27 protein-coding genes and 1 tRNA gene are annotated in these 26,271 nt (G+C 67.4%); 15 read left to right on the top strand and 13 right to left on the bottom strand.

Annotated features, from left to right (window positions below; all coding sequences use genetic code 11):
• Positions 1-17: 17 nt before the first annotated feature.
• Entirely contained in the window at positions 18-914 is an 897-nt protein-coding gene (locus tag ACETPF_RS02465; protein WP_373932677.1) for a diacylglycerol/lipid kinase family protein, read from the bottom strand.
• 71 nt (positions 915-985) lie between these two features.
• Between ACETPF_RS02465 and ACETPF_RS02460 the strand changes: the two genes are divergently transcribed.
• A complete protein-coding gene (locus tag ACETPF_RS02460; protein WP_373932676.1) occupies positions 986-1,864 on the top strand; it encodes a metallophosphoesterase family protein in 879 nt (292 codons plus the stop codon).
• 98 nt (positions 1,865-1,962) lie between these two features.
• Here ACETPF_RS02460 and ACETPF_RS02455 read toward each other — a convergent pair whose 3' ends face one another.
• Positions 1,963-2,814: a methyltransferase domain-containing protein gene (locus ACETPF_RS02455; RefSeq protein WP_373932675.1), complete on the bottom strand. Its 852-nt coding sequence runs from the start codon at positions 2,812-2,814 to the stop codon at positions 1,963-1,965.
• A gap of 41 nt (positions 2,815-2,855) precedes the next feature.
• On the opposite strand from ACETPF_RS02455, the gene ACETPF_RS02450 reads away from it, so the two are divergent.
• The 5 genes from ACETPF_RS02450 (at position 2,856) to ACETPF_RS02430 (ending at position 5,335) form a co-directional block, all read left to right on the top strand.
• Positions 2,856-3,626: a double zinc ribbon domain-containing protein gene (locus ACETPF_RS02450; RefSeq protein WP_373932674.1), complete on the top strand. Its 771-nt coding sequence runs from the start codon at positions 2,856-2,858 to the stop codon at positions 3,624-3,626.
• A gap of 43 nt (positions 3,627-3,669) precedes the next feature.
• On the top strand, positions 3,670-3,927 hold the full coding sequence (gene grxC / locus ACETPF_RS02445) for a glutaredoxin 3 (protein ID WP_373932673.1): 258 nt from the start codon (positions 3,670-3,672) through the stop codon (positions 3,925-3,927).
• Positions 3,928-3,932: 5 nt separating this feature from the next.
• Positions 3,933-4,763 (top strand): carbon-nitrogen hydrolase family protein, encoded by an 831-nt coding sequence (locus tag ACETPF_RS02440; RefSeq protein WP_373933047.1) that lies wholly within the window; start codon positions 3,933-3,935, stop codon positions 4,761-4,763.
• Complete coding sequence (locus tag ACETPF_RS02435) at positions 4,760-5,221, top strand: DUF1178 family protein (protein ID WP_373932672.1); 462 nt, start codon at positions 4,760-4,762, stop codon at positions 5,219-5,221. The genes ACETPF_RS02440 and ACETPF_RS02435 overlap by 4 nt, the downstream gene beginning before the upstream one ends.
• Before the next feature lie 37 nt (positions 5,222-5,258).
• Positions 5,259-5,335, top strand: a tRNA-Arg gene (locus ACETPF_RS02430).
• A 98-nt stretch (positions 5,336-5,433) separates the two neighbouring features.
• Here the strand turns inward: ACETPF_RS02430 and ACETPF_RS02425 are convergent.
• The 9 genes from ACETPF_RS02425 to ACETPF_RS02385 form a co-directional block, all read right to left on the bottom strand.
• A complete protein-coding gene (locus ACETPF_RS02425) occupies positions 5,434-7,044 on the bottom strand; it encodes a pilus assembly protein TadG-related protein (RefSeq protein ID WP_373932671.1) in 1,611 nt (536 codons plus the stop codon).
• Positions 7,041-7,472 carry a TadE/TadG family type IV pilus assembly protein gene (locus ACETPF_RS02420; RefSeq protein ID WP_373932670.1) on the bottom strand — a complete coding sequence of 144 codons (432 nt, stop codon included), beginning with the start codon at positions 7,470-7,472 and terminating at the stop codon, positions 7,041-7,043. Before ACETPF_RS02420 ends, ACETPF_RS02425 begins: the two co-directional genes overlap by 4 nt.
• Before the next feature lie 160 nt (positions 7,473-7,632).
• Entirely contained in the window at positions 7,633-8,526 is an 894-nt protein-coding gene (locus ACETPF_RS02415; RefSeq protein ID WP_373932669.1) for a PAS domain-containing protein, read from the bottom strand.
• Between the two features lie 95 nt (positions 8,527-8,621).
• Positions 8,622-8,837, bottom strand: coding sequence for a hypothetical protein (locus ACETPF_RS02410; RefSeq protein ID WP_373932668.1), 216 nt, complete (start codon positions 8,835-8,837; stop codon positions 8,622-8,624).
• Between the two features lie 30 nt (positions 8,838-8,867).
• On the bottom strand, positions 8,868-10,130 hold the full coding sequence (locus ACETPF_RS02405) for an N-succinylarginine dihydrolase (protein WP_373932667.1): 1,263 nt from the start codon (positions 10,128-10,130) through the stop codon (positions 8,868-8,870).
• Positions 10,127-11,158, bottom strand: a complete 1,032-nt coding sequence (locus tag ACETPF_RS02400; protein ID WP_373932666.1) for an arginine N-succinyltransferase — start codon at positions 11,156-11,158, stop codon at positions 10,127-10,129. Before ACETPF_RS02400 ends, ACETPF_RS02405 begins: the two co-directional genes overlap by 4 nt.
• Complete coding sequence (locus ACETPF_RS02395; protein ID WP_373932665.1) at positions 11,155-12,375, bottom strand: hydrolase; 1,221 nt, start codon at positions 12,373-12,375, stop codon at positions 11,155-11,157. Before ACETPF_RS02395 ends, ACETPF_RS02400 begins: the two co-directional genes overlap by 4 nt.
• Before the next feature lie 58 nt (positions 12,376-12,433).
• Positions 12,434-13,336, bottom strand: coding sequence for a DUF481 domain-containing protein (locus ACETPF_RS02390; RefSeq protein WP_373932664.1), 903 nt, complete (start codon positions 13,334-13,336; stop codon positions 12,434-12,436).
• A gap of 38 nt (positions 13,337-13,374) precedes the next feature.
• Positions 13,375-13,860, bottom strand: coding sequence for an RNA pyrophosphohydrolase (locus ACETPF_RS02385; RefSeq protein WP_373932663.1), 486 nt, complete (start codon positions 13,858-13,860; stop codon positions 13,375-13,377).
• A gap of 206 nt (positions 13,861-14,066) precedes the next feature.
• Here ACETPF_RS02385 and ACETPF_RS02380 point away from each other — a divergent pair, with 206 nt between their 5' ends.
• A complete protein-coding gene (locus ACETPF_RS02380; protein WP_373932662.1) occupies positions 14,067-15,443 on the top strand; it encodes a cryptochrome/photolyase family protein in 1,377 nt (458 codons plus the stop codon).
• Between the two features lie 36 nt (positions 15,444-15,479).
• Positions 15,480-16,745 (top strand): class I SAM-dependent methyltransferase, encoded by a 1,266-nt coding sequence (locus ACETPF_RS02375; RefSeq protein ID WP_373932661.1) that lies wholly within the window; start codon positions 15,480-15,482, stop codon positions 16,743-16,745.
• 4 nt (positions 16,746-16,749) lie between these two features.
• Here the strand turns inward: ACETPF_RS02375 and ACETPF_RS02370 are convergent, their stop codons facing one another.
• Both ACETPF_RS02370 and purF read right to left on the bottom strand, forming a co-directional pair.
• Positions 16,750-17,463, bottom strand: a complete 714-nt coding sequence (locus ACETPF_RS02370; RefSeq protein WP_373932660.1) for an SDR family NAD(P)-dependent oxidoreductase — start codon at positions 17,461-17,463, stop codon at positions 16,750-16,752.
• A 124-nt stretch (positions 17,464-17,587) separates the two neighbouring features.
• On the bottom strand, positions 17,588-19,048 hold the full coding sequence (gene purF, locus ACETPF_RS02365; protein ID WP_373932659.1) for an amidophosphoribosyltransferase: 1,461 nt from the start codon (positions 19,046-19,048) through the stop codon (positions 17,588-17,590).
• Positions 19,049-19,251: 203 nt separating this feature from the next.
• Between purF and ccmC the strand changes: the two genes are divergently transcribed.
• The 7 genes from ccmC to ACETPF_RS02330 all read left to right on the top strand — a co-directional run bounded on the left by ccmC (position 19,252) and on the right by ACETPF_RS02330 (position 26,217).
• On the top strand, positions 19,252-19,974 hold the full coding sequence (gene ccmC, locus ACETPF_RS02360; protein WP_373933046.1) for a heme ABC transporter permease CcmC: 723 nt from the start codon (positions 19,252-19,254) through the stop codon (positions 19,972-19,974).
• A 123-nt stretch (positions 19,975-20,097) separates the two neighbouring features.
• Positions 20,098-20,544: a cytochrome c maturation protein CcmE gene (gene ccmE, locus ACETPF_RS02355; RefSeq protein ID WP_373932658.1), complete on the top strand. Its 447-nt coding sequence runs from the start codon at positions 20,098-20,100 to the stop codon at positions 20,542-20,544.
• Between the two features lie 148 nt (positions 20,545-20,692).
• A complete protein-coding gene (locus ACETPF_RS02350) occupies positions 20,693-22,621 on the top strand; it encodes a heme lyase CcmF/NrfE family subunit (RefSeq protein WP_373932657.1) in 1,929 nt (642 codons plus the stop codon).
• Positions 22,594-23,145, top strand: coding sequence for a redoxin family protein (locus tag ACETPF_RS02345; protein WP_373932656.1), 552 nt, complete (start codon positions 22,594-22,596; stop codon positions 23,143-23,145). The genes ACETPF_RS02350 and ACETPF_RS02345 overlap by 28 nt, the downstream gene beginning before the upstream one ends.
• Positions 23,142-23,552 (top strand): cytochrome c-type biogenesis protein, encoded by a 411-nt coding sequence (locus tag ACETPF_RS02340; RefSeq protein ID WP_373932655.1) that lies wholly within the window; start codon positions 23,142-23,144, stop codon positions 23,550-23,552. The genes ACETPF_RS02345 and ACETPF_RS02340 overlap by 4 nt, the downstream gene beginning before the upstream one ends.
• Positions 23,549-24,181: a tetratricopeptide repeat protein gene (locus tag ACETPF_RS02335; RefSeq protein WP_373932654.1), complete on the top strand. Its 633-nt coding sequence runs from the start codon at positions 23,549-23,551 to the stop codon at positions 24,179-24,181. Before ACETPF_RS02340 ends, ACETPF_RS02335 begins: the two co-directional genes overlap by 4 nt.
• Positions 24,182-24,291: 110 nt before the next feature.
• Positions 24,292-26,217 carry a potassium transporter Kup gene (locus ACETPF_RS02330; RefSeq protein WP_373932653.1) on the top strand — a complete coding sequence of 642 codons (1,926 nt, stop codon included), beginning with the start codon at positions 24,292-24,294 and terminating at the stop codon, positions 26,215-26,217.
• The last annotated feature ends 54 nt before the right edge of the window (positions 26,218-26,271 follow it).

Below are 26,271 nucleotides of genomic sequence, written 5' to 3'. Positions count from 1 at the left end.
GTATCAGCGAGTGTGGCTCATTCGTCCCCCGGCACCGCCACCTCGACCGCTCCGGCGGCGACCTTGACCGTCGCCGGGGTCTTCGCCAGCACTTCGCCGTCGATCGAGATGCGCTGGCGCGGCTTGGTGTCGATGCGGAACGCCTTGCCGTGAAACTCGTGCGTCAGGGCGTCCTTGTCCCGCAGCTTGACGAACTTGGCATACCAGTCCCACGCCAGATGCGGCTTCGACCGGCCGACCACCGCCTGTACCACGATCTCGCCGGTATCGACATCGGCATGGTCGGACAGTTCGACCCCGCCATGATAGCGGCCGTTGAGGATACGCACCTCGGTCGACCACATGCGGTGCTGCTTCGCGCCATCGTCGATCGTCAGCCGGAACGGTCGGAACCCGACCGAGCATTTCAAGGCCCAGATCAGATAGCCGACCCGCCCGAGATAGCGTTTGAGCTTGTGCGGCACGGTGCGCCCGATCATCGGGGAGAGGCCCAGGGAGGCCGCGTTGACGAAATAATCCTGATCGATCATGCCGAGGTCCACCCGCCGCCGCTTGCCCGTGGCGATCGCCCGCACCGCGCCGTCGATGTCCAGCGGCAAACCCAGCGTCCGCGCGAAGCTGTTGGCGGTGCCGAGCGGCAGCACGCCGAACACGCAATCCTTGCCCACCAGTTCGTCCACCGTGCCGGACATCGACCCGTCGCCGCCGCCCACGATCACCATCGGCGCGCCGCTCTTTACCGCCTGCCGCACCGTCGCCGCCATATGCTCCGGCTGCTCGACCGCGTGGGCGGCGATCAGCGTCACCCCCGCCGCCTCCAGCTTGGTGCGGGCCTGCTCGAACAGATCCTGCCCCCGCCGGCTATGCGCGTTGACGATCAGGACGGCTTGCTTTGGGAGGGTCTTCGTTTCCATGCCGCAATAACACGGTCGCGCGGATTCAGGTCCGGCCGGAAACCATCGGCGCGCGATTCGTTTGAAAGGGCATGGCCCGCATCGCCCATCTGTCCGACATCCACTTCGGCGCCAACGACCCGAAGATCGTCGATGCCGCCACCGCATGGCTGGAGGATCGCCGCCCCGACCTGGTCGTCATCAGCGGCGATTTCACCCAGAGGGCGCGGGTCGAGCAGTTCCGGCAGGCGTCCGCCTGGCTCAACCGGCTGAAGGCCGCGGGGCTGAAAACGCTGGTGGTGCCGGGCAATCACGACATTCCGCTCTATGACCTGTTCCGCAGGTTCGTCCGGCCCCTCAACCGCTACGAACGCTATATCAGCAATGTGCTGTGTCCCTGGTATGAGGACCATGAAGTCGCCATCCTTGGCCTCAACACCGCCCGGTCGCTGACGATCAAGGATGGCCGCATCAACCATGCCCAGATGGACCTGCTGCGCGAACGCTTTGCCGCCGTGCCGGCCGACAAGACCCGCATCCTCGTTACCCATCATCCCCTGTTCGCGATGCCGATCGGCAAGGGCAACGAACTGACCGAGGCGGTCGGCCAGCATGACGATGCGGTGAAGGCCGCGTGCGAGGCGGGGGTGCATCTCGCGCTTGCCGGCCATTTCCACCGCACCTATGCCGAAGCCGCGCAGAAGATGGTCGCCCATAGCGGCGGCGCGCTGGTGATCCAGGCCGGCACCGCCACCTCCACCCGCCTCCGCAACGCCGAGCCGCAAAGCCTCAACTGGCTCCATGTCCGCCGCAACAACGAGATGGAACTGCAAGTCATCGTCTGGGACGGCACCGCCTTCCGCCGCGCCAGCCACGTCGAATATCGGCGGAACAACGAGGAATGGACCGCGCGGGAGGTGATGGGGGAGGCTGTCGTGGGCGAGATCAGGCCCCGCCAGCTTTCCCGCTAAAGCAAATCGCATTAAACCTGAACAACCCCGTTCGCCCTGAGTAGCCATTGAGCTTGTCGAAATGGCGTATCGAAGGATCAGGCGCAACGCTCGATACCCTAAGTGTTCCCCTTGAGCGCCGCCGCCAGCGATACGGTCGCGCTGCCCCGCCGCGCCGGTTTCGCCTGGCTCGGATCGGGCTTCCAGCCGGACAGATAGATGATCGCCATCTGCTCGCCCGTCCGCCCATCGGCGTCGGCGGCGTCGGCGAAGTGGCCGGCCGCGCGCACCAGTACATCCCTTGTCAGCGCCGGCGGGCGGGTCGTCAGCGCGTTGCCCGCGCCCATGCCGCGCAGGTCGCGCATCAGCCCAAGCATGTCGCCATAGCGGATCGTCAGCACCTCTCCGTCGGCCACCGGCATGGCGAAACCGGCGCGGCTCAGCAGGTCGCCCGCCGCGCGGACATCCACCTGCGGATGGACATGCTGGCCCGGCCGATCGCCCTCCGCCGCCAACAGTGCCGCTTTCAACCGGGGCAGGCTGCCCGCCCCGCTGAAGGCCGCCAGCAACAGCCCGTCCGGCCGCAGGATGCGCCGCATCAGGATCAGCGCGCCGGGCAGGTCGTTGACGCTGTCGAGCGTGCCGCAGGCGAGGATCAGATCGAAACTTTCGTCGGCGAAGGGCAGGGCGTCTTCATCCGCCTGCACCCCGCCCGCTGCCCTGGCCGCCAGAAAGCCGGGATCGACGCAGGCGACCCGCTTGCCCATGGCTTCCAGCGCCGCCCTGGCGCTCCGATCCGGGCAGCCGATCACCAGCGCATCGGGCAGGTCGCGCCGCACGTCGCGCAGGCGATCGAGCAGTTCGTCCAGCATCGCCCGATAGAGAAAGTCATGCTGCGCGAAACCGGGCAGCATCCGGTCGCGCTGGCGGGCGCGGCGGGCGCGGTCGAAAATGTCGGGGCGGGGTTCCATGGCGGGCCTTGTGCAGCGGGCGGCAAGCGGGGACAAGGCAGATGATGCCTCTCGCCCCGCTTCTCAAGGCTCCGCTTCTCGGGGCGACCCTACGCCTCAGAGCGATCCTACGGCCCGCGCTCGATTATGCGCTACCGCCGCGCTGCCCCGGCTGCGGCGTCATCGTGGGGGAGGATTTCGCCTTCTGTCTTTCCTGCTGGAGCGGAATGGCGTTTCTGGGCGATCCCTGCTGCGCGCGTTGCGGCGTGCCCTTCGCGCATGACATGGGGGCAGGGGCGGAATGCGCCGCCTGCATGGCCGACCCGCCGCCCTGGGACAGCGCCCGCGCCGTGCTCGCCTATGGCGATGTCGCGCGCACCGTCGCGCTCCGCCTCAAATATGGCCGGCGCATCGGCATGGCGCGCCTCATCGCGCGGCAGATGGTGCGGCATGTGGGAGCGGGGGAGGCGCTGGTCGTGCCGGTCCCGCTGCACCGCTGGCGGCTCTGGCAGCGCGGCTTCAACCAGTCGGCTCTGATCGCCGACCATCTCGGCCGACTGACGGGCTGGCCGGTCGAAAAGCTGGCGCTGACGCGCGTCAAGCGCACAGCGCCGCTGCGAGGGATGAACCCCAAGCAGCGCGCGAAGATGGTGCGCGGCGCCTTTGCTCTGGCGGCGGACCACCCCTTCGCTGGCCGCCGCATCCTGCTGATCGACGATGTCCACACCAGCGGCGCGACCGCCGCCGCGTGCGCCCGCGCGCTCAAGGCCGGCGGCGCGGCGGAGGTGCGGCTGCTCTGCTGGGCGCGGGTGCTGCCCGATGCGCCCGATTGACAAAGCGACGCGTTCTTCCGATTTGCGGATCAAGGAGTTTATGATGGCGAAGGTCGAGATCTACACGAAAGCCTGGTGCGGTTATTGCGCGCGGGCGAAGGCGCTGCTGGAGCAGAAGGGCGTCGCCTTCGAGGAATATGATATCACGATGGGTGGCCCCAAGCGCGAGGAGATGCTGGGCCGCGCCAATGGCGGGTCCACCGTACCGCAGATTTTCATCGACGGCGCCCATGTCGGCGGCAGCGACGCGCTGGCCGCGCTGAACCGCGATGGCAAGCTGGACGCGATGCTCGGCCTGTGACGACCCTGCGCGCCGCCCTGTTCCAGATGACGAGCGGGATCGATCCCGCCGCCAACGCCGCCGCTCTACTGGACAAGGTGCGCGCGGCGAAGGCGGGGGGCGCGGACATGCTTTTCACGCCGGAAATGGCCGGTTGCCTGGACCGCGACCGCGCGCGCGCCGCCGCGACATTGCGGTCCGAGGCCGACGACGTCGTGCTGCGCCAAGTGCGCGAGGCGGCGGCGCGCGAAGGGCTGTGGGTCCATATCGGATCGCTGCCGCTCAAGGATGAACGCAGCGACGGCCGCTGGGCCAACCGCAGCTTCCTGATCGACGATACAGGCGCGATCCGCGCCCGCTATGACAAGATCCACCTGTTCGACGTCGATCTCGCGACGGGGGAAAGCTGGCGCGAATCGTCGGTCTATGGGCCGGGCGAGCAGGTGGTCGCGGCCGATACGCCCTGGGGCCGGATGGGCTTTTCCATCTGTTATGACATGCGTTTCCCCGATCTCTATCGCGCGCTCACCAATGAAGGGGCGACCATCCTGCTCGCGCCCGCCGCCTTCACCGTGCCAACGGGGCAGGCGCATTGGCACGTGCTGCTGCGCGCCCGCGCGATCGAGGCGGGCTGTTTCGTCATCGCGACGGCGCAGGTGGGCAACCATGAGGACGGGCGGACCACCTACGGCCACAGCCTGGTGGTCGACCCCTGGGGCGAGTTGCTGCTCGATATGGGCGAGGAAGCCGGCCTTGGCTTCGCCGATCTCGACCTGGGGCGCGTGGCGGATGTGCGCGCCCGTGTCCCTGCCATCGCCAACCGCCGCCCGATCCCGCAGCAGGTGACGCTGGCATGATCGTCTTCGACCTCCGATGCGCCGCGAACGGCCATGTGTTCGAGGCGTGGTTCGGTTCCTCCGCCGATTATGAGGACCAGCAGGCGCGCGGGCTCGTGACCTGCCCCTATTGCGGCGACGCGCAGGTCGGCAAGGCGGTGATGGCCCCCGCCGTCGCTGCCAAGGGCAACAGCCGCCCCGAACCGGCGCCCGCGACAGCCGTGGCGACCACCCCCGATCCCGCCAAGATGCGCGCCATGGTCGAAGCGCTGGCGCAGGCACAGCATAAGGCGCTGGAAGGTTCGACCTGGGTCGGCCGCGATTTCGCCGCCCAGGCCCGCGCGATGCACTATGGCGAGCAGGACCGCGCCAGCATCCATGGCGAAGTCGCGCCTGCCGAAGCCAAGGCGCTTATCAGCGAAGGCGTGGAAGTCGCGCCGCTGCCTTTCCCTGTGGTCCCCCCGCACGCGAAGAATTGACCCCGCGCCCGCCCCGCAATAGAGCGCTCACTTGGCCGCGCCCATAGCTCAGCAGGATAGAGCGTCGGATTCCTAATCCGAAGGCCACAGGTTCGAATCCTGTTGGGCGCACCATCTCGCCATGAATTTTTCCTGCCTGTCGAAAACGCGGTTGCGCGCGTGTCGTCCGGGCACTGGCTGCTGGCGGGGGCGCGAAGCGATTGACCTCGCGTTCAGGCCACGATCTGCGCGATGCCGCAGCGCCGTTCATGCACGCGCACATCGGCCGACCCCAGCCGCACGCCCAGCGTCGCCGTGACGCTGGTCAGCAGCGAATCCAGCAGGGGCGCGGTGGTGCCCAGCAGGCTCCCCACCAGCGGGCCGAGCGGGCTGTTGCCGACCGTCAGCCCCAGCACCGACACCTGCACCTGGGTCTGACCGGCAAGGCTCGCGGCGATCCCCTGCGTCAGATCCTGCGTGCTGACGGTCTTGACCTGACCGGCGCTGATGTCGGCGGGCGAGAAATGGACGGTCTGCGCCTGCGTGCCGCCCAGCGCGATGCGGGTGAAGGCAGTGACTCGCGTGCCCAGCGCCTGCGCCAACAGCGCCGGGCGCGGATTGGCGGCGGTCGAGAAATCGGTGAGCGCGCCGACATCGACATCGCCCAGCACCGCCGACCCCACGGACGGTGTCACCGCCAGCGTGACCCCGCCGTTCTGGCCGCAGCTGATGTCGGACAGGCGCGCCTCCGCCGTTGCCAGTTCGACGTAGATCGGCACGCGCACCGACCCAAGCCCGCCCAGCAATGTGGCGACCGCTGTTTCGAGATAGATGCGCGTCTGCGCGGTCCGCAACACCACGTCGCGCTTCGCCGTGACGGTCAGCAGCGGCGATCGGGTCTGCCCTTCGCCCACCACCAGCATCAGCCGGGTGCTGGCAAGCCCCGGCACGGCGACCCGCAGGTCCATCGGCACGGACACGCCCGAAGGCGGGCTCAGCACCATCCGCAGCATCGAGAAGGCGTCGAGCAGGATGTTCGGCTGGCCGGTGGCATTGGCGGCGGAGGCCATCGGGCCAAGGTCGATGACGTCGCCGAGGCGCACGCTTCGACCCGCGATCCGTCCGGCCAGCGCCTGCAACGTGCCGGCCGCCGGGCTGCCGGCGCTGGCGGCGGCCATGGCGGCGAGCAGGTCGCCGATCGGCACCTGCCGGTCGAACAGCTCGCCATAGCTGTCGCCATCGCGTCCCAGCCTGACTTTCAGCGCGTCGGCGACGTGCAGCAGGTCGAGGTTGGCGTTGACCAGGCCATTATAGTCCATCACCGACAGGTTGAGTTCGGTCCCGGCGAGGTTCGACAGGATCATGTTGGGCAGGCCGCCGCTGAGCGACGCCAGCCCCGTGCCCAGCGAAAAGGCCGCCGCGTCGGTGCGCGCCGCGATCGCGCGGGCAGACAGGTCCACCCCGTCGCGACCCACCAGCAGGCGTCCGAAGAAGAGCGGCACGCGCCGCTGAACCGCGATCCGGGTCGCGCCACCACCCGCGCCACCGGGGCGAAACCGGTCCGCCACCGGCACGGCGCCATCGGCGGCGTAGCTGCCGCTTTCCACGCTGGCGATCGTCACGCCCTGTACCCCGCTCTGTACCAGCAACTGTTCGGCGGCGGTGCGTCCGCCATCCGCCGCCGCCAGCGCGGTGGCGTCGGCGATCCCCTGAAGCTGGCGGCGCGCCAGATAGACCGACCCCAGATCGACCGCCACCGTGGCCGCGCCCGCCAGCATGAACATCGACCCGGCGACCAGAACGCTGATCCCGCCGCGCCGGTCGGTGGCGATCCGCGCCCTCACTGGCTGCTGATCCGCACGACCGCGCTGCGTTCCAGCACGCCACCCGGCATCGGCACCGGGATGGCGGCAAAGACCGGCGCGTTCGCCATATTGTAGCGCAGCGTCACCGTATAATAGCCGCCGCTCTCGCCCGTCCCGACGCTGATCGTCTGCGCGCCGGGCACCGGGAAGGCGGCGCGGGCGGCGGTCACGCTCTGGTCGACCAGAGCGCGCCGCTCGGTGGTGGTCAGCCCAGCGACCGATGCGCGCGCGGCGTCATTGGCGGCTTGCTGAAGGCTGTGCGCCGTCATGAACCAGCAGCCATAGGCCCAGATCCCGCTCAACAGCAGGATCAGCAGCGGCATGGCGAAGGCCGCCTCGACGAGGACGCTGCCGGCTTGCTCGCGCTCCAGCCGGCGTATGAAGGAAAGGGCGGGCATCTGCGTCATGCCCTCACTCTATGCGCTGACACTCAACAGTCGGTTGGCGGGTTGGTCATGACGAAAGACGTAAATTGCGCGGCACGGCCGGGTTGTTCGGTCGCCTCACCGTGCCCCGCATGAAGCGCTTGCGGAAATATGGTCCGCTCGGTCCGGAATGGACGCGATTTCATATATTCTCGTCGCTCGGCAGCGGCGTCATCAGGATGATCGCCCCTTCCGTGCCGTAGATGCCGTGCAGCCGGGCGATCGCCGCCTCCACGCTGGCCATCGTGCCGTCGTTGGTCAGCAGCGGGATCGTCGCCCTCTGGTCGCCATCGCCGCGCAGCACGCTTTCCAGCTGTCCACGAAACGCCGGCCGCCCCGCCAGCCCGACCAGATCGGCCAGCGCCACCTTGCTCAGCCGGTCGAGCGGCAGCCCCACCATCGCGCAGAAATTATCGTCGGCAATCTCAATGAAGCCGCGCGCGGAGACGCGCACATAGGATACGCCGCCGTGAACGCTCATGGCTTTGAGGATCGCCGATTTGACGTCGGCCAGCCGGTGCCGCTGCATGTCGGCGGTGATGTCGCGCATCATCAGCGCCACCCCCTGCGCGAAAGGGAAAGTCTGCACATGCAGCCAGTTATCATCGCGGAAGGGGGAGGGGATGTCGGCCGCGCTCGCCTCGCCCGACGCTAGGCTGTGGCGAATATGTGCTTCGGTCAGCGTGCCGCTGATCTCGGGAAACACGTCCCACAGATATTGTCCTTCCAGTTGCCGGTCCCAGCGCTTGGTCATGGCGAGCGCCACGCCATTGGCATAGGTGATGCTGAGGTCGGCGCGGCAGAGGATCAGCCCCTGATGAATACGCGCGGCAAGCTCGAAGGTGCGGTCGGGCGCGGCCGCTTCGGCGTCGCCCACCGCGAGCGTGCGGAAGCGATCGACGCCCATGAAGATATGGGTTTCGCGGCCATGATGGGTCACCATCACCGGCTCGCGCGATCCGACTTCGCGCCAGTGGGCGAAATTGCGGACCAGTTCGGCCGCCGGCACGCTGCGCCTTCTGCGATCGTCGAGCATAAATCCTTGAACTCCCTGCTTTTTGCAGGGGCAAGGATAATCGAAATGGCGATGCGGCTAAGCGGATTTAGGTCCGTTTCGCTGTGGATTTCGGGTCACAGACCGCGCTGATATTCCAGCGCGTCCAATATCTTGCCGCCCGCCATGAACACCGCGCCCGAACAGGCGAGCGCCAGCAGCTTGCCGCCGAACCCCGGATATTGGTCCAGATAGACCAGCCCGCGCTGGGTCGCGCCCAGCGCCAGCGCGTAGATCACCAGAAACGCCTCGAACTTGGTCTTGATGATGAAGAGGCTCTTGATCCGTTCCATGGCGACTCGTCCGGTGTCATCCCCCGATGCTCAAGGGATGAGGTCGCCGGAAAGCTGCAAATGGTCAACAAGCGTTAACCATGATTGTTCGATCCGGGCGATCAGGGCGGCGTCGTTCAGGTCGTCGGGCGCGATATTTTCGGGCCAATAGCGGTCCACGATAGCGGCTATCCCGTCCAGCTTCACCTCATCGACCAGAAAGCGGGGGTCGATCTCCGCCGGATCGGCCACGACCCGCAGCCGCAGGCAAGCCGGGCCGCCGCCATTCGCCATCGACTGCCGCACATCGACCGGCACCAGCCGGCGGATCGGGCCGTTGCCTGCGACCATCGCCTCCAGCCAGCGCCACACCGCCGGCGTCTCCCGCGCTTCGGTGGGCAGCACCAGCGCCATCCCTCCGCCGTCGGGCAGCGTCACCAGCTGCGCGTTGAACAGATAGGATGTGATCGCATCGGCCAGGCTGACCGCGCTCGCCGGCACCTCCACGATCTCGACGCAGGGCAGGGCGGCCCGCAGCGCGGCGTAGAAGGCATCCTTGTCGGCAAAGGCCTGCTCATGGGCGAAGAGCACATGCTCATTGGCGACCGCCACGACATCATTGTGGAACGCGCCGGCCGCGATCGCCTCGGCGGACTGTTCTACGAACAATGTCCGGGCCGGATCGAGCCCATGCAGCCGCGCGACCGCCTTGCTCGCCTCGACATGCTGCCGCGCCGGGAACGCGCCGCCTGAGCGACCATAGACGAATATCTCCACGCCCGGCGCGCCATGGCTCTCCGTCAGCCGCATGTGATTGGCCGCGCCTTCGTCCCCGAACGGCGCGGGGATCGGATCATGCACGACGAAATGCCGCGTGTCGGAGAAAGCGAGACGCAGTTGCGCCAGCGTCTGCGGCCATTCATGGCTGCGGTGCGGCATGGTGACGAGGTTGGCGACCGTCAGGTGGGTGCGCCCGTCGGCCGTATCGCTGGCGGGCGACACCGTCGCGGCATTGGCCGCCCACATGGAGGAGGCCGACATCGCCGCCGCGCGGATATGCGGCTCCGCGCCGCCGACATCGGTGCCGAGCTTCGCCAGCCAGGCGGTGTCGGGCCGCCATTGCGGCAGGAAGATGCCCTGGGCCAGGCCGAGGCGGATATTGCCCCGCATCTTCTCGATCCCCTGAAGCGCCGCCGCGCGCGGATGCGAGACAGCGCCGGCATTGCGGGCCGACGCCAGATTGCCGAGGCTGAGGCCCGCATAATTATGGCTGGGGCCGATAATTCCGTCGAAATTGACTTCCTTGACGCTCATGCCCGCTCCGCCCCCCGACCGGCGATGGTGAAGCTGTCCCCCGGTTGCAGCCCCAGCCGCGCCGTGCTCGCCGCGTCGATCGACACGCCGCCATCGTCGCTGTCCTGCACGAAACCCCAAGTGCAGCGGAACTGGCCGAGCGTCCCGGTCGCGATCAGCATCTTGTCGCCGCCGCTGTCATGGGTCGCGCCCAGCGTCACGTCGCGCGCGCCCGCGATCGTCCGCAGCTGATCGACCTGGCCCACCATCGTGGGTCCGCCGTCGAATATATCGACGTAACCGGCATTCTCAAACCCTTCGGTTTCCAGCATCCGCATCGCGGCGCGGCCATTGGGGTGGGGCAGGCCGATGACGGCGCGGGCGCTGTCGGTCAGCATCGCGGTATAGATCGGCGTCTTGGGCATCAGATCGGCGATGAACTGATTGCCGTTTACCGCATTGAACTCATCCGCTTCCTGGAAACTCATGCCGAAGAAGCGCCCCGCGAGCCCATCCCAGAAGGGCGATCCGCCCGCCTCGTCAATCACGCCGCGCAGCTCCGCGATGACCCGGTCGCCGAAGCGCGCGCGATGATTGCGGATATAGAGGTAGCGGCTGCGCGCCAGCAGCAGCCCCAGCCCTTCGGCCCGCTCGCGCGGATGGAGGAACAGGCCGCCGACCTCCACCGACCCTTCCAGATCGGTGGTGAGCGAGAGCATCTGCGCCCGGAAGGTGCGGCCCAGCTCGCGGCTATGCTGGGTCAGAACGCCCAGCCGATAGGAGTAGAAGGGCCAGCTTTGCCCCACGGTCGAGAAAATCTGGCATGTGCCGCGCACTTGGCCCGTTTCGACATTTTCCAGCACCATGACGATCAGCTCGTCCTCGATCCCGTCGCCCTCCCGCGCCTGCGCCGCCTCGGTCCGCTCCAGCTTGGCGGCCAGCGCCTTGCGGTCGGGCGGCAGGTTGGTGAAGCCGCCGCCGGTCAGCTTCGCCATTTCATACAGCGTCTGCAAATCGTCCGCGCGTGCGATACGCATGATGAAGCTCAAGCGGCCATTCCTCCCTGAAATTCGCCCTTCGCGATCCGCCAGATCGCCAGCGCCGACAGACGCGCCCGTTCGGCCAGGCTTTCGGTCAGCAGAAATTCGGCGTCGCTGTGAATGCTGCCTCCGCACACGCCCATCGTATCGACCACAGGCACGCCGCACGCCGCGATATTGTTGCCATCGCACACGCCGCCAGTGTCGCGCCAGCCGATCGACAGCCCCAGGTCCGCGCCGCTGCGCCGCACCAGCCCGAACAATCGCTCCGCCTTTGCGTCCATCGGCTTGGGCGGGCGGCCGAAGCCCCCATGCAGGTGCAGGCTGACGTCATGGTCCCGCGCGACCGCCGCCATGACCGCATCGATCAGGGCATGCGCCGCGCTCTCGTCGGCTGGCGTTCGGGGCCGGAAGTTGACGCGCAGCACCGCATGGTCGGGCACGACATTGTTCGGCCCGCCCCCGTCGATCTTCGCCGGATTGCAGGAAAAGCCCGCACCGCTCCCTGCCTTCAGGCGCAGCGCCAGATCGGCGGCGGCGACGAGCGCGTTGCGGCCTTCTTCGGGGTTGCGCCCGGCGTGGGCGCTGTAGCCGGTGACGATGATCGAGAAATTGCCGCTGCCCGCCCGCGCGCCTGCCAGCGTCCCATCCGGCAACGCTGGCTCGTAGGTAAAAGCCGCCAGCTTGCCCGCCGCCGCGTCCCGCAGCAGGCCGGCGGAGGAGGGGCTGCCCACCTCTTCATCGCTGTTGATGACGACGGTATAGCCCAGCGAAGCGGCGGCGTCGGACGCCTCGATCGCCGTCAGCGCCGCCAGCATCACCGCGATCCCGCCCTTCATGTCGGCGACGCCGGGGCCGTTCAGGACGCCAGGCTCCAGCCAGCGCTGCGTCTGAAAGGGATGATCGGCGGCGAACACCGTATCCATATGCCCGGTCAGCAGAAGCTGCACCGGCGCATCCGGCCGCACCGACAGATGCAGATGCCGCCCATGCCCGACCAGCCCCACGCTGCCGTCCGCCGCGACGCTCTCGACCGGAGCGGGCTCGACCAGGGTCAACGCGCCTGGCAGCACCGCGAATGCATCCGCCAGCCGTCCCGCCATCGCCGCCAGCCCGGCAAGGTTGCGCGACCCGCTGTTGATCGCGGCCCAGTCCTGCACCTGCGCCAACATCGGCGCGGCGGCGACCGCATCCAACACTTGTTGTTCGGCGAACGAAAGCGTCATCCCCATCCTCTACCAGAGCGGGGAGCGCACCTCCACCGTCGCACGATTATTGCGCGGCCTAGAAATCATATGTCAAGGTCAAGCGGCTCAGAGTGTCCAGCCCGCTCGGCTGGAGGATGGTTTCCGATTCATACTGAACCGTGTAGGACAGGGCGGCCGACAGCCGCGTGCTGACCTTCGTTTCGACGGAGCTTAGCGCGTTCAGCGAAAACACGTCGCTTTCGGCATAGCCCGCCGCCTTCTGCCGGAACGTCAGCGTCGGCGTCGCGCGCCATGCGAACGCCGCCGATCCGCGCACGCCCAGCTTCGTCTCGCGCTCGCCCAGGACATATTTCGCATGGCGGATCGACGGGCCGATATCGGCCTGAAGGTCAACGGGCTTGCTGACGATCAGCTTGTATCCGATGCCGACCGATCCGGTATAGCGTTCGTCATAGCCGATCGAGGTGTCCCGCTCGAACTGCGCCAGCCCATAGGCGAAGCCGCGCGGATCGAACTGGTAACGCGGCTCGTAGCTGCCGAAATAGCGTTCGCGCGAGGTGACGCCATTGGCGCGGCGATAATCGGCGCTGGCGGTCAGCTTGTGGCTCCACTGGATGCCGGTGCGGGTGGTTGTTGCAGCGACGCTGATGCCGATTTCGCTGGTCGATCCGGTCGATCGGAAGCCGCCAGCCTCGATCCGCCCGGTCCATAATTCGGTAAAGCGCGCTTCGCGCACGACCATGTCGTGCGTCGCCTTCGTCCGGTCCTTCCAGCGATTGACCATCCGCTGGATTTCGTCGGCCGACGCGGGATTGGTCTGCACCGCGATCTTGGCGACGGTGGCGATGTCGGTCTCGTTACCGTTGGCGATCGCCGCCTCCAGCATCTCGCGCACCGCCGGCGGCAGCAGAGCACCGTCGGCGGCATGGGCGGTAGCGGGCAGGGCGGTGGTCAGCAGGGCGAGCAGGCGGAAACGCATTTGTCCGTCATATCGCCCTGACCGGAGATTTTAAGCCCCTAAATAAGTGTTTTGAATTCCTGAAGAATGTCGCGGTAGAGCTTCTTTTTGAAGGGCACAATCAGTTCGGGCAGCGATTCGGGCTCGGCCCATTTCCATTCGCGGAATTCGGGATGATCGGTGTTGATGTCGATATCGCTGTCCTGCCCAACGAAGCGGGCGAGGAACCAATATTGACGCTGCCCGCGATAGCGCCCGCCCCACAGCTTGCCGACCAACTCAGGCGGCAGATCGTAGAAATGCTCGTCCTTCGCCTTGGCGATGATCTCGACATGCTCGCGGCCGATGCCCGTCTCCTCGCGCAGTTCGCGCAGCGCGGCGGTTCGGGCGTCTTCATCGTCGTCGATCCCGCCCTGCGGCATTTGCCACGCCTCGACCACATTATCGAGGCGCTGGCCGACGAAGACCTTGCCATCCACATTGACCAGCATGATGCCGACGCAGGGCCGGTATCCCAATTCCTGTTCGCTCGGCGTCGAAGCCATTTGATCCCCAAAATTCGTCATGATCCGGCGGGATGCGTCCCCTGACCCGCCGTCGACGCCTGTTTCGTCGCCGACTCAGAATAAGCGGGGCGGGGGGCGGCGTCCATCGCGCGAATCGCTCATCGCTTCATTTGCGATAAGCCGCTGCCGGCAATATGGCCCAAGGACCGCTTGGAACCGGGCCGGCGCGCGCGCATTCCGGCCTGATGCCCGACCCCGTCCTGCTCTGGCTCCGCCAGGATCTGCGCCTGTCCGATCAGGCCGCTCTAATAGCCGCTGCCGCCGAAGGGCCGGTCATCCCCGTCTATGTGCTGGATGACGAAAGCCCCCGCAAATGGGCAATGGGCGGCGCGTCGCGCTGGTGGCTGCATCACAGTCTGGCCGCGCTGGACGAGGCGCTGCGGGCGAAGGGATCGCGCCTGATCCTGCGCCGGGGGAAAAGCGCCGAGGTGCTGGCGCAGATCGCGAAGGAGGCCGGCGCGTCGCGCGTCCACGCCCTGCGCCACTATGAACCCTGGTGGCGCAACGCCGAGAAAGCGGTCGCCAAGGCACTCGATCTCTGCCTGCACGATGGCGGATTGCTGCTTCCGCCGGGCGCGGTGCGGACCGGGGCAGGGGGCATGTATCGTATCTACACGCCCTTTTCGCGTGCGGTGATGGAGCAGATGCCGCCGACTGCGCCTCATCCCGCGCCAGGCGCGATCGACGCGCCCTCCGCATGGCCGAAAAGCGATTCGCTTGGTGACTGGAAGCTGCTGCCCACCAAGCCGGACTGGGCCAAAGGCTTCGCTGCCGACTGGACGCCGGGTGAGGAGGGCGCGCGCCGCCATGTCGCCGATTTCCTCGACGACGCGGGCGATTATGCGACTGCCCGCAACCTGCCCTCGGTCGAAGGCACGTCGCGCCTCTCGCCCCATCTCCATTTCGGTGAAGTGTCGCCCGCCTATGTCTGGCACCGGGTCTCCTCTTCTGGAAAGAATGTAGAAATCTTCCTCAAGGAACTGATCTGGCGCGATTATGCCCATACGCAGATAGGCGAGCTGCCCGCCTATGGATCGGACAACGCCCGCGCGGAATTCGACCGCCTGCCCTGGCGCGATCTGCGCGAAGCCCGCGCCGACTTCACCGCCTGGAAGCGCGGCCGCACCGGCTATCCGATCGTGGACGCCGGGATGCGGCAGCTCTGGGCGACCGGCTGGATGCACAATCGCGTCCGCATGATCGCCGCCAGTTTCCTTATCAAGCATCTGTTGATCGACTGGCGGCACGGCGCGCAATGGTTCTGGGACACGCTGGTCGATGCCGACTATGCCAATAACAGCGTCAATTGGCAGTGGGTCGCCGGCAGCGGCGTGGACGCCAATCTCTTTACCCGGATCATGGCCCCGCTCACCCAGTCGGAGAAATTCGACGCCGCCGATTATATCCGCCAGTGGGTGCCCGAACTTGCCGGCCTATCGGACGAGGTCATCCACGATCCCGACGCCCATGACGCGCGACCGCAGGACTATCCCGCGAAGATCATCGGCCACAAGGAGGGGAGGGAGCGGGCGCTCGCGGCCTATCGACAGATGAAGCGGTGATTGCCGATCCGATCGGCTTGCGGCAGATATGACGCCATGAATGCCACCGATCCCCGCCGCGGCCGCCGCGCCCTGTCCGTGCGGCGTCCGCCCGTCAGCGGCGAGCCGCGCCTGATGTCGCGCTGGACCGCGCCGCTGTTTCACCGGATGCTCGACCGGATCGATGCGGGGCTAGAGCAGGGTGCGCTGGAGGCGAGCCTGCCCGATGGCACGCGGCGGCTGCTGGGCGGCCGTGCCGATGGGCCATCCTGTATTGTCGACCTGCACAGCTGGCGCGCGCTCGTCCGGCTGGCGAACGGCGGCTCGGCGGGCTGGTATCGCGCCTGGGCAGCGGGCGAATGGTCCAGCCCCGATTCCGTGCCGCTCTTCGCCCTGTTCATGGCCAACGCCGCGGCGTTGGGGCGGGTCGCCCGACCGAACGGCCCGATGCGCTGGCTGGGCCGCGCGCTCCACTGGGCGCGGCGCAACCATCGGCGTGGATCGCGGCACAACATCGCCTATCATTATGATCTGGGCAATGACTTCTACAGCCTCTGGCTCGACCGGAACATGCATTATTCCAGTGCTTTGTTCCACGATCCCGACAGCCCGACCGAAAGCCTGGAGCAGGCGCAGGACCGCAAGGTCGACGCCATTCTCGATCGGCTCGACCTACAGGATGGCGACGCTTTGCTGGAAATCGGCTGCGGCTGGGGCGGCCTTGCCGAACGCGCGATGGAGTGCCGGGCGATCGGCTATACCGGCCTCACCCTCTCCACCGAGCAGGCGGATTATGCCCGCGACCGGCTGGGGTCGGGCGCGGAGGTCATGCTGACGGACTATCGCGACGCCTTGGGCAGCTATGATGCCATCGCCAGCGTCGAAATGGTGGAGGCGGTCGGACAGGCTTGGTGGCCCGCCTATCTCGCCGCAATCCACCGCCTGCTGAAGCCCGGCGGGAAGGCGGCGGTCCAGTTTATCCTGATCGACGACGCCATCTTCGATCGCTACGCCGCCGGCGCGGATTTCATCCAGACCTATGTCTTTCCCGGCGGTATGCTGCTCTCACAGAGTCGTTTCCGTGCGATCGCCGAGGCGCAAGGTCTCAAATGGCGCGACGAACGGCGCTTCGGGCTGCATTATGCCGAAACCTTGCGCCGCTGGCGCGAGCGCTTCGACCGGGCGATCGAGCAGGGCCGCCTGCCCGCCAGTTTCGACCAGCATTTCGTGGCCTTGTGGCGCTATTATCTCATGTACTGCGAAGGCGGTTTTCGCGGCGGCGGCATCGATGTGGCGCAAGTGACGCTGGTCAAGCCCGCCTGAGGCCCTACGCCTCGACGCGGATTCGCTGCCCGCTCGGCGCATCGCCCGTCACTAGATCGACGATCGCGTCGGCCACTGTCTCCGGCCCCTTGAGCTTCGCCGGATCTTCGCCGGGGAAGGCGCGCGCGCGCATGGCCGTGCGGGTCGCGCCCGGATCGACGATATAGGTGCGAATGGCGGAGATGGCCCGTACTTCCTCGCCATAAGCGCCGATGAGCGTTTCCAGCGCCGCCTTGGACGCGCCATAGGCGCCCCAATAAGCGCGGGGGCTTGCGACCGAGGAGGTCAGCGCCACCACCCGCGCGTCGTCGCTCGCGCGCAGCATCGGGTCGAACGCCGCGATCAGCGCCTGTGGCGCGCCGACGTTGAGCGACAGCAGCCGGCCGAACTCCTTGGCGTCGATCGCCTGCACCGCCGCCAGCGACCCCAGCGTCGCGGCATTGAGGACGAGAATGTCGAGCGCGCGCCAGCGGCCCGCAATCGCCTGCGCCAGCCGGCCGATGCTGTCCCCGTCGATCAGGTCGAGCGGCGCGATCGTCGCGTGGCCGCCGGCGGCGTGGATGCGCTCCTCCACCTCCTCCAGCCCGCCGACCGTTCGCGCGGTCAGGACGACATGCGCCCCGGCGCGCGCCAGGGCTTCGGCCGTCGCTGCGCCAATGCCCCGGCTCGCGCCGGTGACGAGGGCGAGGCGGCCGGAAAGGGGGAGCGTGTCTGTCATCCTAAATCCGTTCGTCTGCATAATCGTCACCCCGGACCTGATCCGGTGGCCCGCCTTTTCGCGTAAGGAAGCGGGACCCCGGGTCAAGCCCGGGGTGACGGTGAAGCGCAATTTTCGAGAGCTGCTAGACCACCCGTTCGGCCAGAAGCTCGAACTGGTTCTGCACCACCACTTCGTCCTGGTCGGTCAGGGTCGTAGGATAATCGCCGGTGAAGCAGGCGTCGCAATATTGCGGGCGGATGTCCGCGCGCTTCGCTTCGCCCAGCGCCTTGTAGAGGCCGTCGATCGAGATGAACGCCAGGCTGTCGGCGTGGATGAAATCCTGCATCCCGCCGATGTCCAGCTTGTGCGCCAGCAGCTTGGTCCGCTCGGGCGTATCGACGCCATAGAAGCAGCTATGCTTGGTCGGCGGCGAGGCGATCCGCATATGCACCTCCGCCGCGCCCGCCTCGCGCATCATCTGCACGATTTTGAGGGACGTGGTGCCGCGCACGATCGAATCGTCGATCAGCACGATCCGCTTGCCCTCGATCAGCGCGCGGTTGGCGTTGTGCTTCAGCTTCACGCCCAGATGCCGGACCTTGTCGCCCGGCTGGATGAAGGTGCGGCCGATATAGTGCGACCGGATGATGCCCAGCTCGAAGGGAATGCCCGATTGCTGCGCGTAGCCGATCGCGGCGGGAACCCCGCTGTCGGGCACGGGGATCACATAGTCCGCCTCGACCGGCATCTCGATCGCCAGCTGCGCGCCGATCGCCTTTCGCACCGAATAGACGCTGGAGCCGTCCACGATCGAATCGGGCCGGCTGAAATAGACATGCTCGAAGATACAGGGGCGTGGATGCGTTTCGCCGAAGGGGCGGTGCGATCGCGTGTCGCCGCCGTTGGTCACGATCACCAGCTCGCCCGGTTCGACCGTACGCACATAATCCGCGCCGACCACGTCCAGCGCCACGGTTTCGGACGCGAAGATGGTCGCGTCCCCCAGCTTCCCCATTACCAGCGGCCGGATGCCCAGCGGATCGCGGCACGCGATCATGCCCTCGGGCGTCATGACGATCAGCGAATAGGCGCCCTCGACCTGGCGCAGGGCGTCGATGAACTTGTCGAGCAGGGTGCGATAGCTGCTGGTTGCGACCAGATGGATGATGACTTCGGTGTCGGAGGTCGACTGGAAGATAGACCCGCGCCGAATCAACTCGCGCCGCAGCTTCATCGCATTGGAGATGTTGCCGTTGTGCGCGACGGCGAACCCGCCCGAGGACAGTTCGGCATAGAGCGGCTGGACGTTGCGCAGCGACGTCTCGCCGGTGGTCGAATAGCGCACATGGCCGCAGGCGCTTTCCCCCGGCAGGCCGCGAATCACCTCGTCCCGGTCGAAATTGCCCGCGACGTGCCCCATCGCCCGGTGGGTATGGAATTCATGCCCGTCCCAGCTGGTGATGCCGGCGGCTTCCTGGCCCCGATGCTGAAGCGCGTGGAGGCCCAGCGCCACGATGGCCGAAGCCGTCTCGCCGCCGGATACGCCGAAAATGCCGCATTCCTCGCGCAACTTGTCGTCGTCGAAGGGATTGGTCGTTATCATGGGTGCGAACCGGTTCCGTTGCCGTTTCTGGCGCGCCCGCCGGGCCGCCCGTTGGCGCGCATATAGGGACTAAAGGCTGCTTTGTCGCCTCCTTGTCACAAAAAAGCGGAACGCGTGCGGCAACGCAGCGTTTCGCCCCGCCCGCTATCGGCAAAATGCCCTACTGGCGCGCCGCCACGCACGCCGCTACACACGCGGCCCTGATGCACCGTTTCGCCAATCCCGCCCGCTTCGTAAAGATCGCGCGCCCGCTCACGCCATGGCTGTTCTGGCCGGGGCTGGCGCTGATTCTCGTCGGTGCGGGATGCGGCCTGTTCGTGACCCCGGCCGACTATCTTCAGGGGGATACGGTCCGCATCCTCTACATCCATGTCCCCGCCGCCTGGCTCGGCATGGGGGGCTGGACCGGCATAGCGGTGGCGGGGCTGATGCAGCTCGTCTGGCGCCATCCGCTCGCCGCCGTCGCCGGCCGCGCGATCGCCGCGCCCGGCGCGCTGTTCACCGCCATATGCCTTGCCACCGGATCGATCTGGGGGCGGCCGACCTGGGGAACCTGGTGGGAATGGGACGGGCGTATGACCTCCATGCTCGTCCTCCTCTTCCTCTATCTCGGCTACATCGCCCTCGCCAACGCCAGCGCGCGCGAAGGGCAGGGCGGGTCGAGCAACGTCGCCGCGATCTTCGGCCTTGTCGGCGCGGTCAACGTGCCCATCATCAACCGCTCGGTCGTGTGGTGGAACAGCCTGCACCAGGGGCCGAGCATCACGCTGCGCGGGTCAAGCATCGAACCGGCGCTGCTCTGGCCGCTGGGGCTGACCCTGCTTGGCTTTTCGCTCTGGTTCGGCGCGATCGTGCTGATGCGGATGCGGGCGATCCTGGCGCAGAACAAGGTGGAGGCGCGGATGCAGCGTCTCGCAAGGGGTTGAAGATGAACCAGTGGGCTTTCGTGATCGCCGCCTATGCCGTGACGGCGCTGGGAACCGGGCTCGTCAGCGTCATGAGCTGGCGCGCGATGCGCCGCGCCGAAGCGGCCGCCGAGGCGCTCTGACATGAAGGCGAAGCATCAACGGCTGATCCTGGCGCTCGTCGCGCTCGCCGCCATCGTCGGCGCGGGGCTGCTGGCGGCGTCGGCGCTGAAGGACGAGGCCGCCTATTTCTACGCGCCCGCCGACGTCAAGACCAAGGGCGTGGAACCGGGCAAGGCGATCCGCCTGGGCGGCATGGTAGTGAAGGGTAGCCTCAAGCGCGCAAGCGACGGCGTCACCATCCGGTTCGACGTCACCGACGGCAAGGCGACCGTCCCCGCGACCTTCAGCGGCATCGCGCCCGACCTGTTCAAGGAAGGCAGCGGCGTCGTCGCCGAAGGATCGTTCGACGCGCGCGGCACCTTCGTCGCCACCAACCTGCTCGCCAAGCATGACGAACGCTACATGCCCCGCGAACTGGAGGGGATGCAGTATAACGAGGCCACCCACGAGATGAAGGTGGCGAAGTGAGGGTTGGCACACTCATCCTCCCCCAGAGGGGGAGGGGGACCGTTCGCGAAGCGAATGGTGGAGGGGTGTCACCCTATCGAAAGGGCGACACCCCTCCGTCAACCCTTCGGGTTGCCACCTCCCCTTCCAGGGGAGGATGGTCGCGCCCATGATCGCCGAAGCCGGCCTCGCCGCCCTCTGGCTCGCGGCAGCCCTCGCGCTGCTGCAACTCTTCCTCGCCTTCGCGGGCCTGAACGGCGGCAAGCCCGACCTGCTCGCCGCCGTCCGCCCCGCCGCCGTCGCGCAGGGGCTGCTGACCGTCATCGCCTTCACGCTGCTCATCACCCTGTTCCTGCGCTCCGACATGTCGGTGCTGCTGGTCGCGACCAACAGCCATTCGGCCAAGCCCTGGCTCTACAAATTCGCCGGCACCTGGGGCAATCATGAAGGGTCGATGCTGCTCTGGGTGACGGTGATGGGCGTCGCGGGAGCCGCCGTCGCTCTGTTCGAACGCGCGCTCACCCGCGCCACCCATATGGCGACATTGGGCGCGCAGGCGGCGATCAGCCTCGGCTTCTACGCCTTCCTGCTCTTTTCCTCCAACCCCTTCGCCCGGATCGACCCGCCGCCGCCGGACGGGCAGGGGCTGAACCCGCTGCTGCAAGATCCTGGCCTCGCCTTCCACCCGCCGACGCTCTATTTGGGCTATGTCGGCCTGTCGGTCGCTTTCTCCTTCGCGGTCGGCGCGCTGCTGACCCGCACTGTCGACGCCGCCTTCGCCCGCGCGATGCGCCCCTGGGTGCTCGGCGCCTGGGTGCTGCTGACGCTCGGCATCACGGCGGGCAGCTACTGGGCCTATTATGAGCTGGGCTGGGGCGGATGGTGGTTCTGGGATCCGGTGGAAAACGCCTCACTCATGCCCTGGCTCGCGGCGACCGCGCTGCTCCACAGCGTTACCGTGCTGGCGACCCGCGACGGGCTGCGCGCCTGGACGATCATGCTAGCGGTCGTCGCCTTCTCGATGTCCATGGTCGGCACTTTCCTCGTCCGCTCGGGCATCCTCACCAGCGTCCACGCCTTTGCGGTCGATCCCTCACGCGGCAGCTTCATCCTGGCGCTGCTGGCCATCTACATCGGCGGCGCACTGGCGCTGTTCGGCTGGCGCATCGGGTCGGTCCGGGAAGGCGCGCCGTTCGAGCTGGTCAGCCGCGAAACCGCGCTGGTGGTCAACAACCTCCTCCTCTCGGTCATCCTCGGCATCGTGCTTATCGGCACCCTCTATCCCCTGCTGACCGAAGCGTTCGGGCACAAGGTGTCGGTCGGCGCGCCCTATTTCGACCGGATCGCCGGCCCCCTGGCGCTCGCGCTGATGCTCGTCATGGCGGTTGGGCCAATGATGCGCTGGCGGCGGGATGATCTTGTTTCGATATCGAAACGAGTCTGGGCGCCCGTCGTGATCGCGATTCTGGTGTTCAGCTCGCTGTTCATATTGGCCGGGTATCGCATCGGCATATTGCCGTTTTTCGGCCTTTTCGTGGCGATCCTCACCGGATGCGCCAGTGTCCTGCCGCTGCTGCGCCGCAAGCTGCTGCGCACCCCGCTGTTCACCTGGGGCATGGTGATCGCGCACCTTGGCTGCGCCGTCAGCCTGGCCGGCATGGCGTGCGATTCGGCCTTCACGGTCGAAAAGCTGGTCGCCGCCCGCCCCGGCGATATGATCCGGACGGCCGGCTGGACGCTCCGCTTCGACCGCATCCTCCCCATGGCCGGCGACAACTGGACCGCGCTTCAGGCCGATATGACAGTGGACCGTGGCGGCGCGCCGGTGGCGATCCACCCCCAGTCCCGCTTCTTCGCCGCGCCGCCGACCACCACCACCGAAGCCGCGCTGCTGACCCGCTGGAACGGCCAGCTCTACGTCGTGCTGGGCGAGGAAGTGGAGGGCGGCCGCTGGCAGATGCGAATCTGGTGGAAGCCGTTCGTCACCCTGATCTGGCTCGGCGGCATTCTGATCGCGCTGGGCGGCGCGCTGGCGCTCATTGGCCGGGAAAAGCGCGGCTGGCTGGCGAAATGGCGGGCGCGGGGGGCGCTGGCGTGAGGCGCCTCTTCATCTGGCTGCCGCTCGCGCTGCTGCTGGCCTTCGTCGGCCTGTTCGCGAGCGGCCTCTTCCGTCCCGACGATCGCGTCATCCATTCGCGCCTCGTCGGTCAGCCGCTCCCCGCCTTCACGCTCCCCGCCGCCGCCAGCGACCGTCCGCCGCTCGCCAGCGCGCAGCTCGCGACCGGCAAGCCGCGCCTGCTCAACATCTTCGCCAGCTGGTGCGTCCCCTGCGCCGCGGAAGCGCCCCAGCTGATGGCGCTCAAGCAGGCCGGCGTCGAGATCGACGCCATCGCCATCCGCGACGCCCGGCCCGATGTCGACCGTTTCCTTGCCCGCTACGGCAATCCCTATGCCCGCGTCGGCCTCGACGCCCGCAGCGCGGTCCAGATCGCGCTCGGCTCCTCGGGCGTGCCTGAGAGTTTCGTGATCGATGGGCGGGGGCGCATCGCCTACCAGCATATCGGCGACATCCGCGCCGACGATGTGCCGATGATCCTCGATCGATTGAGGGACGCGCAATGAAGCGGCTGATTGCCCTGTTGCTGATGCTGCTCGCCGCTCCGCTGTTCGCGCAGACGGCGCTTCCCCCGGCGCCCTGGGCCGACCGCCAGATACCGGACGCCGCGCAGGAGCGGCAGGCCAAGGCGCTGATGGAAACGATCCGCTGCCTGACTTGCCAGAGCCAGTCGATCGCCGATTCGGGCGCGAGCATGGCGGGCGACATGCGCTCCCAGATCCGAGAGCGGATCATGGCCGGGGAGAAGCCCGAAGCGATCCGCCAATGGCTGATTTCCCGCTATGGCGACTGGGTCAGCTACGAACCCACCGCCGCGCCGATCCTCTGGCCGCTCTGGGCCGCGCCCTTGCTGCTGCTCGGCCTGGGGCTGCTGCTGCTGCGCGGCCGGATCAAGCGGGGGAAGCGGCCATGACCGGCTGGATCATCGCCTTTGCCGGCGCGGCGCTGGCCTTCGCCGCTCTGCTCTTTGTCGGCCGCATTCCCCGTTCAGCGCGGGAGATCACCGCCGCCGCGCTGCTGCTCGGCCTCGCCGGCTACGCCTGGCAGGGGCATCCCGGCATCGCCGGCGCGCCGCGCCAAGTGCGCGAGACGAAGCGGGAAGGCTTCGACGAGGCACTGGCCGAAAAGCGGCGCGGCCTTGCCGAGCGGTTCGGCCCCGCGGCGCAATGGTTGATGCTGTCCGATGGCCTGGCCCGGCAGGGCAAGACCAAGGACGCGGCCAACGTGCTGCTCTCCGGCCTTCGCGCCACGCCCGACGATCCCAATCTCTGGCTTGGCCTTGGCAATGCGCTGGTCGCCCATGGTGAGGGCGCGGTGTCGCCCGGCGCCGCCTTCGCCTATCGTCGCGCGCTGGGACTCGCGCCGGACGCGCCCGCGCCGCGCTATTTCTACGGCCTCGCGCTCGCTCGCGCCGGCGACCTTCAGGCCGCGCGCGACCTGTGGGCGCCGCTCGCGGCCAGCGCGCCGGCCGACAGCCAGGTCAAGGCGGAACTGGAGGCGAACATCGCGCGTATCGACGCCATGCTGGCGAGCCCCCGATAACGCATCGCAGCCCGATTGCGCCGGCCCGGACGGCGTGATAGGGCGCGCGGCGATGCGGGGCATGATCTTTCCGTCAGCCGGGTGCGCGATGACCATTTGGTTCTTCCTCCATGGCTGATCTTCTGCCGAATGCGGCGTCCTCTTCCGATGAGGAGCCGGGCCAGCACGGCCATGGCCGGCAGAAGGCGACGCTGAAGCTCGTCGTCGGCGCGATCGGCATCGTCTTCGGCGACATCGGCACCAGCCCGCTCTACGCCTTCCGCGAAACCTTCGCCGGGCATCACAAGCTCGACCTTGATCCCGACCATATATTGGGCGTCATCAGCCTGATGTTCTGGTCGATGATGCTGGTCGTGACCCTCAAATATGTCAGCGTCATCATGCGCGCCGACAATAAGGGGGAGGGTGGCAGCCTGGCGCTGCTGGCGCTGATCAACGGCCAGACCCGCACCCAGCGCTGGTCGCGCGGGATCGTGCTGCTGGGGGTGTTCGCCACCGCGCTCTTCTACGGCGACTCGATGATCACCCCGGCCGTTTCGGTGCTTTCCGCGGTCGAGGGGCTGGCGGTCTATAACAGCGACCTGGCGCCCGCCATCCTGCCGGTCGCGGTGCTGATCCTTCTGGGGCTGTTCTGGATTCAAGGATTGGGAACCAACCGGGTCGCCTCCTTCTTCGGCCCGATCATGCTCACCTATTTCGTGACGATCGCCACGCTCGGCATCCTCTCGATCATCAAGACGCCGGGCATTCTCTTCGCCTTCAATCCCTATTGGGCGTTCATGTTCTTCGTCACCGATCCGATGCCCGCCTTCCTGGCGCTGGGGTCGGTGGTGCTGGCGGTGACGGGGGCGGAGGCGCTCTATGCCGATATGGGCCATTTCGGCCGCAGCCCGATCCGCGTCTCCTGGCTCGCCTTCGTGCTGCCCGCGCTGATGCTCAACTATATGGGGCAGGGCGCTCTGCTGTTCCGCGAAGGCGCGGCGGCGCTGCACAGCCCCTTCTACAATCTCGCGCCGCAATGGGGCCAGCTCCCGCTGATCGTGCTGGCCACGCTGGCGGCGATCATCGCGTCGCAGGCGGTGATTTCGGGCGCTTTCTCGGTGACGCAGCAAGCGATCCAGCTGGGCTTCATGCCGCGCCTGCGGATCGAGCATACCAGCGCGTCGACCGCCGGGCAGATTTACATCCCCCTCATCAACTGGGGGCTGATGGTGATGGTGATCGCGCTGGTGCTGGCGTTCAAGACATCGTCCAACCTGACCGCCGCCTATGGCATCGCGGTGACCGGCGCGATGTTCATCGACAATGTGCTGCTCACCGTCGTGCTCTACCGGCTGTGGCAGTGGAAATGGTATTATGCCGCGCCGCTTCTGGCTGTCTTCTACCTCGTGGACGGCGCCTATCTGGCGGCGAACCTGACCAAGGTGCCCGACGGCGGCTGGGTGCCGCTGCTGATCGGTTTCATCGTCTTCACCCTGCTCACCACTTGGTCGCGCGGCCGGCGGCTGGTGCAGGACCGGCTGCGCGAAGCGGCGATGCCGATCCCGGTGTTCGTCGCGTCCGCCGCCAACAGCGCTGTGCGGGTTTCGGGCACGGCGGTGTTCATGACGTCGACGCCCGATGGCGTTCCCCATGCGCTGCTCCACAACCTCAAGCACAACAAGGTGCTGCACGAGCGCGTGATCCTGCTGACGGTGAAGATCAAGGATGTGCCTGTGGTCGAGGATGACGGCCGCTGCAAGCTGGAGGATCTGGGCCGCGGCTTCTTCCGCATGGTGCTGCAATATGGCTTCATGCAGGAACCGGACGTGCCCGCTGCCCTTAAGCAAATCACCGGCTGCGGCCAGGCGTTCAAGATGATGGACACGAGCTTCTTCCTCGCGCGCCAGACCCTGCTGCCGTCCGCCAAGCCGGGGATGCCGCTGTGGCGTGAGAAGATCTTTGCCTGGATGCTGCGCAATGCGGAAAGCGCGATGGAATTTTTCCGCCTGCCCACCAACCGCGTCGTCGAACTGGGCAGTCAGGTCGAAATCTGACCGACGCGCCCACCGCTCGCCTGATCGCCGACAGGGAACCCGCACGATGTTCGG

The sequence above is a fragment of the Sphingobium agrisoli genome (assembly GCF_041877245.1).
GTDB lineage: Bacteria > Pseudomonadota > Alphaproteobacteria > Sphingomonadales > Sphingomonadaceae > Sphingobium.
This window is presented reverse-complemented; position numbering and strand designations above follow the sequence as displayed.

What these genes read in the sequence shown, in the direction of transcription:
- ACETPF_RS02350 (WP_373932657.1), top strand. Translation starts at nt 20,693, where the DNA reads ATGATCGCCGAAGCCGGCCTCGCCGCCCTCTGGCTCGCGGCAGCCCTC.
- ACETPF_RS02335 (WP_373932654.1), top strand. Translation starts at nt 23,549, where the DNA reads ATGACCGGCTGGATCATCGCCTTTGCCGGCGCGGCGCTGGCCTTCGCC.
- ACETPF_RS02380 (WP_373932662.1), top strand. Translation starts at nt 14,067, where the DNA reads ATGCCCGACCCCGTCCTGCTCTGGCTCCGCCAGGATCTGCGCCTGTCC.
- ACETPF_RS02420 (WP_373932670.1), bottom strand. Translation starts at nt 7,472, where the DNA reads ATGACGCAGATGCCCGCCCTTTCCTTCATACGCCGGCTGGAGCGCGAG.
- purF (WP_373932659.1), bottom strand. Translation starts at nt 19,048, where the DNA reads ATGATAACGACCAATCCCTTCGACGACGACAAGTTGCGCGAGGAATGC.
- ACETPF_RS02385 (WP_373932663.1), bottom strand. Translation starts at nt 13,860, where the DNA reads ATGGCTTCGACGCCGAGCGAACAGGAATTGGGATACCGGCCCTGCGTC.
- ACETPF_RS02450 (WP_373932674.1), top strand. Translation starts at nt 2,856, where the DNA reads ATGATGCCTCTCGCCCCGCTTCTCAAGGCTCCGCTTCTCGGGGCGACC.
- ACETPF_RS02410 (WP_373932668.1), bottom strand. Translation starts at nt 8,837, where the DNA reads ATGGAACGGATCAAGAGCCTCTTCATCATCAAGACCAAGTTCGAGGCG.
- grxC (WP_373932673.1), top strand. Translation starts at nt 3,670, where the DNA reads ATGGCGAAGGTCGAGATCTACACGAAAGCCTGGTGCGGTTATTGCGCG.
- ACETPF_RS02375 (WP_373932661.1), top strand. Translation starts at nt 15,480, where the DNA reads ATGAATGCCACCGATCCCCGCCGCGGCCGCCGCGCCCTGTCCGTGCGG.
- ccmC (WP_373933046.1), top strand. Translation starts at nt 19,252, where the DNA reads ATGCACCGTTTCGCCAATCCCGCCCGCTTCGTAAAGATCGCGCGCCCG.
- ACETPF_RS02390 (WP_373932664.1), bottom strand. Translation starts at nt 13,336, where the DNA reads ATGCGTTTCCGCCTGCTCGCCCTGCTGACCACCGCCCTGCCCGCTACC.
- ACETPF_RS02435 (WP_373932672.1), top strand. Translation starts at nt 4,760, where the DNA reads ATGATCGTCTTCGACCTCCGATGCGCCGCGAACGGCCATGTGTTCGAG.
- ACETPF_RS02455 (WP_373932675.1), bottom strand. Translation starts at nt 2,814, where the DNA reads ATGGAACCCCGCCCCGACATTTTCGACCGCGCCCGCCGCGCCCGCCAG.
- ACETPF_RS02330 (WP_373932653.1), top strand. Translation starts at nt 24,292, where the DNA reads ATGGCTGATCTTCTGCCGAATGCGGCGTCCTCTTCCGATGAGGAGCCG.
- ACETPF_RS02345 (WP_373932656.1), top strand. Translation starts at nt 22,594, where the DNA reads ATGGCGGGCGCGGGGGGCGCTGGCGTGAGGCGCCTCTTCATCTGGCTG.
- ccmE (WP_373932658.1), top strand. Translation starts at nt 20,098, where the DNA reads ATGAAGGCGAAGCATCAACGGCTGATCCTGGCGCTCGTCGCGCTCGCC.
- ACETPF_RS02460 (WP_373932676.1), top strand. Translation starts at nt 986, where the DNA reads ATGGCCCGCATCGCCCATCTGTCCGACATCCACTTCGGCGCCAACGAC.
- ACETPF_RS02415 (WP_373932669.1), bottom strand. Translation starts at nt 8,526, where the DNA reads ATGCTCGACGATCGCAGAAGGCGCAGCGTGCCGGCGGCCGAACTGGTC.
- ACETPF_RS02340 (WP_373932655.1), top strand. Translation starts at nt 23,142, where the DNA reads ATGAAGCGGCTGATTGCCCTGTTGCTGATGCTGCTCGCCGCTCCGCTG.
- ACETPF_RS02465 (WP_373932677.1), bottom strand. Translation starts at nt 914, where the DNA reads ATGGAAACGAAGACCCTCCCAAAGCAAGCCGTCCTGATCGTCAACGCG.
- ACETPF_RS02395 (WP_373932665.1), bottom strand. Translation starts at nt 12,375, where the DNA reads ATGACGCTTTCGTTCGCCGAACAACAAGTGTTGGATGCGGTCGCCGCC.
- ACETPF_RS02370 (WP_373932660.1), bottom strand. Translation starts at nt 17,463, where the DNA reads ATGACAGACACGCTCCCCCTTTCCGGCCGCCTCGCCCTCGTCACCGGC.
- ACETPF_RS02405 (WP_373932667.1), bottom strand. Translation starts at nt 10,130, where the DNA reads ATGAGCGTCAAGGAAGTCAATTTCGACGGAATTATCGGCCCCAGCCAT.